This is a genomic window from Nonomuraea antri (assembly GCF_013283785.1).
Classification (GTDB): Bacteria; Actinomycetota; Actinomycetes; order Streptosporangiales; family Streptosporangiaceae; genus Nonomuraea; species Nonomuraea antri.
Map to the genome: position 1 here is coordinate 1 of NZ_JABCPZ010000343.1, position 7,829 is coordinate 7,829.

Sequence of the window (7,829 nt, forward strand, 5' to 3'; positions counted from 1 at the left end):
GTTGTGTATAAGAGACAGCTCGTAGTATGCGTAGATTTCCTGGTCCGGGTACACCGGCCGGCCCCAGGTGAACGTGCGGGCGAGCTCGGTCAGCACCGAGCCGGCGTAGTCGAGCGGCTGGCCGGTGATCGCCAGCTTCGCGAACCTGGCCGCCAGGTCGTCGTTCTCCTTCGAGAACGTGATGCCGGGCAGTTTCACCAGCGGCGAGTCCGGCGACCAGATGTACTCCTGCGAGGGCGGGCGCCGCTCCGGCGGGCGCGGGTCGCACAGGACGCGCAGGTCGGCCGGCGGGTCGAGCACGGCGCAGTCGGCGAACGACATGGTGCGGGCGTAGAGGAACACGCCGTTCGCGCCGACCAGGCCGACGCGCTGGTAGGTGGCGTAGAACCAGCCGCCGTAGGCGAGCACCGGCACCAGCGCGGCCGCCAGCATCACCGCCGCCCGCCTGAGCCGCCCGGCCCCCGGGGTGTACAGCACGAACCAGGCCGCCACGAGCAGGATCAGCGGCTGGCCGACGGTCCTGGTGAGCGTGGCGGCAGCCAGCAGCAGCCCGACGGACACCGCCTTGGGCCGCTCGGCCAGCGCCAGCGCCACGGCGGCCGCGACCAGGAACGTGAACAGCGAGTCCGACACCAGCAGGTGTTCCAGCTCGATCTGGTACGCGTCGAGCAGCACCGGGACCGTGGCCAGCGTCGCCGCCCACCTCGGCGCCCTGGAGATCGCGGCCCGGTAGATCAGCACGGCGGTGGCCAGGCCGAGCAGGTGCTGCGCGGCCGCCACCGCCCCGAAACTGTGCAGCGGCTCGAACAGCTTGATGAACATCGAGTAGCCGGCCGGGCGGACCAGGTCGGGGCGCGGCTTGAAGACGGTGACGACGTAGGTGTAGGTGTCGGGGAACCACAGGGCGGGGCGGTAGCCCAGCATCGCGAGGGTCCGCAGCAGCGTGCCGACGATCAGCAGCGCGAGGAACCACCGGTGCCCGCGCCACCCGGCCACCGCGGCCCGCAACCGGCCCGGCCGCAACCGGTCTGCCCACAACCGGCCCGCCCGCTCCCGCCACGCCGTCATGCGCCCCCGCCACTCGCCCGTGTGCCTGTGCCCGTGCCTGTGTGCTCGTGTATGTGCCGACCTGCCGCCTGTGGCCCGGCGCGCCGGGCGTCGGCGCGGACAACGCTACTGCCGTTTCCCGGACCGCCGCGAAACCGGCGAACACCACTGCCGTTCACCGACCGCCGCGAAAGCGGGGTTCGATACGCTCGCTCACCGATGAGACTCGATCAGGCGGGCCGCGCGCTGTCACTGCTCGGTGTGCTGCCCGCGCTCGCGGTGGCCGGGTGGCTGCTGGCCGGGCTGCCGCTGCTGCTGGCGGGACGGTTCGCGCCGCTGCCCGCGATCCTGCTCGGCCTGGCCGTGGCGGCGCTGCTGTGCTGGGCGGTCGTCCGCCGTCCGGCCGACACCGGGGTGGTCGCCGGCCGCGCGCATCTGGCCGGCGTGGTCGCGGTGGCCGTGGGTTCCGGCGTGTTCAACGCGATCATGCACAGCGAGCAGCTGATCGTCCGCCGCGATCCCGCCACCTACGCCCAGTACGCGGCCTGGATCGCCGGGCACGGCTCGCTGCCGATCCCGTCCAGGGTCGAGGCGTTCGGCGGCCCCGACACCTGGCTGAAGTTCGAGAGCGTCGGCTTCTACCAGGTCGACGGCTCGGTGGCGCCGCAGTTCATGCCGGGGCCGCCGATGTTGTTCGCGCTCGGCGACTGGCTCGGCGCGCCGTTCGCGATCCCGGCCGTGCTGGGGGCGCTGGCCGTGCTGACCGTGGCGGGGCTGACCGCGCGGCTGGCCGGCGGCCGGTGGGCGGTGCTCGCGGCGCTGGCGTTCGCGGTGAGCATGCCTGTCCTGTACACCTCGCGGACCACGTTCAGCGAGATCCCCTCGCTGATCCTGCTGCTCGGCGGGCTGGCGCTGGTGCACGACGCGCTCGCCAGGGCCAGGCCGGGGTGGCCCGAGTCGCTGACCGCCGGCCTGGTGCTGGGACTGGCCGTGCTGGTCAGGATCGACGGGCTGCGCGACGTGCTGCCCGCGCTGGCGTTCGCCGGGCTGCTGGTCGCGATGCGCCGCCACGCCGGGCCGCGCGCCGCCGCCGGGCCGCCGCTGCTGCTCGGGCTGCTGGCGGGCGGCGGTCTCGGGCTGCTCGCGGCCTATGTGCTCGCCCGGCCGTACCTCTCCTATCTGTCCGGTTCGGTGCGTCCGCTGCTGCTGATCTGCGCGGGTGTGCTTGTGCTCGTCCTGGTCTGCCTGCCGGCCGCGCCGCTGCTGGCCCGGCTTCGTCCGCCGGCGTGGGTTCCCGCAGTGGGGGCCGGGCTGGTCGTGCTGATCATGGCGGGCTTCTACGCCCGGCCGTGGTTCCAGACCGTGACCCGCGTGCCCACCAACGGCGAGGACGCGCGCACCGCCACGTTCATCGCCGACACCCAGCGCGCCAACGGCCTGCCGGTGGACGGGACCAGGCTCTACTTCGAGGATTCGCTGCACTGGGTGGCCTGGTACATCGGGCTGCCCGCCGTGGTGCTGGCCACGTTCGCGGCCGCCGTCCTGGTGCGCGGGCTGCTGCGCGACGGCAAGCCGTTCGCCTGGCTGCTGCCGCTGGCGGTGATCGGCTGGACGACAGTCACCACGCTGGCCCGTCCCGAGATCACCCCCGACCACCCGTGGGCGGCCCGCCGCCTGGTGCCGATCGTGATCCCCGGGCTGATCGTGCTGGCCGTGTGGGGGCTGGCCCGGATCCGTGACCGGTATCCCAGGCGCTGGGTCGCCGTGCTCGGGGTGCTGCTCGTCCTGGTGCCGCCGGTGGTGACCTCGATCGGCACCGCGTTCACCCCGATCGAGCGGGGCGAGGCCGCCGCGGTGCGCGGCCTGTGCGCGCGGCTGCCCGGCGACGCCTCGGTGCTGATCGTGGAACGGGTCACCGCGGAACGCTTCAGCCAGGTGGTGCGCGGCATGTGCGGCCTGCCCGCGGCCCAGGTCGTCCGCGTGGACGGCGACCTGGCGCCGGAGCCCGAGGTGAAACGGCTGATCGACCGCGTCAGAGCCGCCGGGCGGACCCCCGTCGTGCTGGCCGCCGACCGGGAGCAGGCGCTGCCGTACGGGCCGTCCGTCCAGGTCGTGGGCCTGGTGACCAGACAGGACGAACGCTCGCTGGTCAGCGCGCCCAACGGAACCTGGACGTTGCGGGTGAACGTGTGGATGGTCCTGCCTTGACCATGATCCAGAAATATCGGGATAGTCGCCTCCATGGCGGACGAACTGTCCTTCGGCCCGGACGCGGAATCACGGGTGACGGGGTGGATCCGCGCGCACTGGCCGCGCACCGCGGTGGCCGTGGCGGTGCTGCTGGTCGCCGGCGGCCTGCTGCTCCACGGGCCGTCCCCGCTGTACTCGCCACCACCTGACGCGCCGTTCCCGCCGAGGGACCGGGTGCAGATCTCCCTGTGCCTGACGGGCGCGGACTGCGTGAAAGGCTCGGGCGAGCAGGCGCTGGCGCTGGTCCGCGGCATCCCCGAGATCGTCTCGCCCCGGCTGATGTCCGCGGCGGAGATCGGCGGGCGGCTCCGCGAAACCCGGATCATCGGCGAGAACCTGCCCGAGCCCGGCACGATCGAGCCGCAGATCGAGGCCGGACTGCGCCATCCGGCGGACTTCGAGGCCGTGCGCGGCAGGCTCATGGGCGAGCCGGGCATCCGCGCGGTGACCCGAGACGGGGCGGACTTCTGGGCGGGCAAGGCGCACCTGGCCGTCCATCTGTGCGGCCCGCACTCCGGGTACTACGCGTGCCGGGCCGGCGAGACCACCGAGGCCCAGCGGGACGCGGTCGTGGCGAGGCTGCGCGGCCAGGACGGCGTGGCCGAGGTGTTCCTGCAGGACAAGGCGTTCGCCGTGCGGATGGCGAAGTTCTACGACGCCAGCATGGAGCTCCAGGAGAAGGACGTGCCGGAGACGCTCTACGTCCGGATGGGCGAGCCGGCGAAGGCCCGCGCCGCAGGTAGAGCAGTGCTCAGGATGCCCGGCGTAGGCTGGGCGAGCCTGGTCCGCTGACCGGCGATGTGGACTCGGCTTCCGGCCGGGCAGAGTAACCTCAAGGCACGTGAGCACGCTTGAGACCCCCCAGAGTGGAAACGCCGTGGAAGAAGCGCCGTACGTCACCATCGTCCTGCCCTGCTACAACGAGCAGGACCACGTCATCGACGAGGTCGAGCGCATCACCAAGGCCATGGACTCCAGCGGCTACACCTACGAGCTCGTCGCCGTCGACGACTGCTCCACGGACGAGACGCTGGCCAGGCTGCAGGAGGCCGCGCCCGGCTACCCGAACCTGCGCATCCGCGCCTTCCACCGCAACGGCGGCTCGGGCACGGTGCGCCGCATCGGCACGCAGGAGGCCAAGGGCGAGATCGTCGTCTGGACCGACGCCGACATGACCTACCCCAACGAGCGCATCCCCGAGCTGGTGCAGATCCTGGAGAAGGATCAGACGATCGACCAGGTGGTCGGCGCGCGCACCTCCGAGGAGGGCTCGCACAAGATCCTGCGGGTGCCGGCCAAGTGGGTGATCCGCAAGGTGGCCGAGAAGCTGGCCGGGCAGAAGATCCCCGACCTCAACTCGGGGCTGCGGGCCTTCCGCAAGTCGGTGGCCAGGCCGTACCTGCGGCTGCTGCCGCCCGGGTTCTCCTGCGTCACGACGATCACGCTGTCGTTCCTGTCGAACCAGCACGACGTCTACTACCTGCCGATCGAGTACGCCAAGCGGGCCGGCAAGTCGAAGTTCAGCTTCGTGTCCGACGCCTACCGCTACATCCTGCAGGTGCTGCGGATGATCATGTACTTCAACCCGCTCAAGGTGCTCATGCCGCCGGCGCTCTGGCTGGTCGGCATCGGGTTCGTCAAGGGCGTCTGGGACATGATCGAGAAGCCGTTCTACTTCCCGGCCAACACCGTGATGATCTTCCTGTCCGGGTTGCTGATCGGGTCGGTGGCGTTGCTGGCCGACCTGATCGTGCGTTCCCGGGGGGAGTAGCCGGTGCGGATCGCGATCGTCGGGCCGACCTATCCGTACAAGGGGGGCGGGGCGCAGCACACGACCGAGCTGGCGCACCGGCTCGCGGCGCTCGGCCACGACGTGGTGATCGAGTCGTGGCGGGCGCAGTACCCGTCGTTCCTCTACCCGGGGCAGCAGACGATCTCGGCGCCCGAGGGCACGCCGTTCCCGAAGACGCTGCGCGAGCTCGACTGGCGGCGGCCCGACGGGTGGGTGGCCGCCGGGCGGCGGCTGCGCTCGGCCGACCTGGTGGTCCTGGCCGTGCTGAGCCCGGTGCAGGTGCCCGCCTACCTGGGCATCCTGGCCGGGCTGCGGCGGCGGACGAAGGTGATCGCGCTGTGCCACAACGTGTTGCCGCACGAGCGCAAGCCGTACGACAGGCCGTTGATGAAGGCCCTGCTCAAGCGGGTCGACGGGGTGCTGACGCACTCCGAGCAGCAGGCTGAGCTGGCCGGGGGCCTGACGGGCGGGCCGGTGAGCGTGGCGGCGCTGCCGCCGCACCTGCCCTCGACCACCGCCGAGAAGTCCGACCAGGTGCACCGGCGGCTGCTGTTCTTCGGCATCGTCCGGCCGTACAAGGGGCTCGACCTGCTGCTCAGGGCCCTGCCCGAGGGCATCTCGCTCACCGTGGCCGGTGAGTTCTGGGGCGGGCTCGACGACACGCGGGCGCTGATCGCCGAGCTGGGCCTGGCCGACCGGGTCGAGCTGCGGCCCGGCTACGTGGCCGCGAGCGAGGTGCCGAAGCTGTTCGCCGCCGCCGACGCGCTCGTGCTGCCCTACCGCAACGCCACCGCCAGCCAGAACGTCTGGCTCGGGCACGAGCACGGGGTGCCGGTGATCGCCACCCGCGTGGGCGCGCTGGCCGACCACGTCACCGACGGCGTCGACGGCCTGCTGGTCGACCCCGGCGACGTCGACGCGCTCAGGCAGGCGCTGACCCGCTTCTACGCCTCGGGCGAGCCGGAGAGGTTGCGGTCGGGGGTCAAGGCCGTCGACCCCGAGCCGTTCTGGTCGGCGTACGCCACCACGCTGCTCGGCGCCTGACGGCCGAGCAGGAACGCGACGCCCGCGGCCGTCGCGTCGGCCAGCGTGAACGCCACCCGCGACACCACCGCCACCGCCCACGCCGGGCCGTTGCCGATGATCGGCGTCAGCACCAGCAGCAGCGCGCCCTCCCTGACCCCGACCCCGGCGGGCACCACGACCGTGAGAATGCCGGTGCACCAGGCGAAGGCGTAGGCGCCGGTCGCGATCACGTACAGGTCCCAGCGGCCGGCCAGCAGCCAGGTGTGCACGCCGTACACGAGCCAGCCGAGCGTGGTCCACGCCACGGCGATCAGCACCGTGCGGCCGGGCAGCACGGTGTCGAGCGGTTCCCTGCGCGCGATGCGCAGCGCCAGGTTGAGCCCCCAGGTGAGCACCTTGGGATGCAGGCACACGATGATCACCGGCACCAGCAGCACGAAATACCAGGTCTGGCGGACCGCCTCGTGGGTGGCGAGGGTCGCGGCGGCGATCGAGATGCCCACTCCGAGGTTGATCACCAGGCCCAGCGAGATCGTCGCGAACGTGCGCCGCGGCGGGCTCCCGTGGTCGCGCCCGAGGTCCATCATGGCCGCGTACGCCCAGACCGCCCCCGGGATGTACTTGCCGAGCTGCCCGACGAACATGATCCGCCCGGCGATGCGCACCGGCACCCGCGTGCCGAGCCCGCCCAGGATCTCCCGCCAGGCCAGCAGCATGAGGAACTGCCCGAGCAGCACCGCGAAGAACGCGCCGGACGCCGCCCAGGGCGAGAGCGCGGCCAGCGCGCCGGTGGTCTCGTCCCAGTTCCTGGCCAGGCCGAAACCGAGGAAGCCGAGCGCGACCAGCGCGAGGACGATGCGCAGCAGGCGGCGGAGCATCCGCCCAGGCTACGCGCGGTTCACCAGGTATAGCCAGACGACGGCGGCAATCACCGCCAGGACGGCCAGCACGGCCGCCGCGATCTTGGCCGGACTGTACGGCCGATCGCCCTGAACCTCGCCGTTCACCCCGTTGATGAGTACCTGGTACGTCTTGCCGCCGAACGCGTAGCACCCGACCCACACCGGCAGCAGCATCAGCTTGAACGTGACGTCCGCGTAGTTCGTGCTGACCGAGTGCACCTGCTGCACGTCGCCGCCGATGTCGGCGCGGCAGTCGTCCTCGATGACCGCGGCCATCTTGACCTTGGCCGACTCCAGGCCCTCCTCGGGGCCGGCGTCGTAGCGCAGGCTGTGGTGGCCGGCCAGGTAGCTCGGCTCGTACGGCACCGCGCGCGCCAGCGGCCACGGTTCGAGCGCGGCGAGGCGTTCCCCCGGCACGTGGGCGGTGGCGTGGACCAGCACGTCGTCGAAGTCGCGCGCGACCGTGCCCGAGGCCGGGTACCAGCGGGTCTTGCGCACCTGGCGGGTCTTGGTCTCGCCGTTCTCGGTGTAGGTCTCGGTGGCCCAGTAGTGCTCGCCGCGGCGGCCGGTGTAGTCGGAGACGGTGCCGGCGTCGAACGTCCAGTGCGGCAGGTACGTGCTCTTCATGGTCTCCGCCTCGGTGACCTTCTTGAGGCGGTTCGGGGCGAACCAGCGGGTCTTCACCCAGCCGCGACACCCTCGTATGGCGTTTCCCCCGGTACGAGAACGAGATCAAAATGGGCGCCCGGCTCGTGGTCAGGGAGTCTCAGGTCGCCGTCTTCGTCAACGAGGGCCAGCTCGCCGACGCCTTC

General features: G+C 72.0%; 8 protein-coding genes. 5 read left to right on the forward strand and 3 right to left on the reverse strand.

The genetic code is table 11. The annotated features are described in order from the left end of the window. A partial coding sequence (locus HII36_RS51405; protein WP_173530711.1) for a hypothetical protein occupies positions 1-1,068 on the reverse strand: 1,068 nt, incomplete at its 3' end. Positions 1,069-1,266: 198 nt separating this feature from the next. Between HII36_RS51405 and HII36_RS51410 the strand changes: the two genes are divergently transcribed. Genes HII36_RS51410 through HII36_RS51425 form a run of 4 tightly spaced genes read left to right on the forward strand, consistent with a single transcriptional unit; the run spans position 1,267 to position 6,133 of the window. After that, complete coding sequence (locus tag HII36_RS51410; protein ID WP_173530712.1) at positions 1,267-3,255, forward strand: hypothetical protein; 1,989 nt, start codon at positions 1,267-1,269, stop codon at positions 3,253-3,255. Positions 3,256-3,288: 33 nt separating this feature from the next. Further along, the gene (locus HII36_RS51415; protein ID WP_173530713.1) at positions 3,289-4,089 is read left to right on the forward strand and encodes a hypothetical protein; all 801 of its coding nucleotides are present in this window, start codon (positions 3,289-3,291) and stop codon (positions 4,087-4,089) included. A 49-nt stretch (positions 4,090-4,138) separates the two neighbouring features. After that, a complete protein-coding gene (locus tag HII36_RS51420) occupies positions 4,139-5,068 on the forward strand; it encodes a glycosyltransferase family 2 protein (RefSeq protein ID WP_173530714.1) in 930 nt (309 codons plus the stop codon). Between the two features lie 3 nt (positions 5,069-5,071). Further along, positions 5,072-6,133, forward strand: a complete 1,062-nt coding sequence (locus HII36_RS51425) for a glycosyltransferase family 4 protein (protein ID WP_173530715.1) — start codon at positions 5,072-5,074, stop codon at positions 6,131-6,133. Here the strand turns inward: HII36_RS51425 and HII36_RS51430 are convergent. Together HII36_RS51430 and HII36_RS51435 are read right to left on the reverse strand one after the other, a co-directional pair. Beyond that, positions 6,034-6,993 (reverse strand): lysylphosphatidylglycerol synthase domain-containing protein, encoded by a 960-nt coding sequence (locus tag HII36_RS51430; protein ID WP_173530716.1) that lies wholly within the window; start codon positions 6,991-6,993, stop codon positions 6,034-6,036. The genes HII36_RS51425 and HII36_RS51430 overlap by 100 nt on opposite strands. 9 nt (positions 6,994-7,002) lie before the next feature. Beyond that, entirely contained in the window at positions 7,003-7,701 is a 699-nt protein-coding gene (locus HII36_RS51435) for a hypothetical protein (RefSeq protein ID WP_173530717.1), read from the reverse strand. A 53-nt stretch (positions 7,702-7,754) separates the two neighbouring features. On the opposite strand from HII36_RS51435, the gene HII36_RS59515 reads away from it, so the two are divergent. After that, positions 7,755-7,829, forward strand: a 75-nt coding sequence (locus tag HII36_RS59515) for an SPFH domain-containing protein (RefSeq protein ID WP_236004990.1), incomplete at its 3' end; no start/stop codon positions are given.

Bases quoted from the DNA above. Each gene is read 5' to 3' on its own strand.
- HII36_RS51430 (WP_173530716.1), bottom strand. From the start codon at position 6,993: ATGCTCCGCCGCCTGCTGCGCATCGTCCTCGCGCTGGTCGCGCTCGGC.
- HII36_RS51410 (WP_173530712.1), top strand. From the start codon at position 1,267: ATGAGACTCGATCAGGCGGGCCGCGCGCTGTCACTGCTCGGTGTGCTG.
- HII36_RS51415 (WP_173530713.1), top strand. From the start codon at position 3,289: ATGGCGGACGAACTGTCCTTCGGCCCGGACGCGGAATCACGGGTGACG.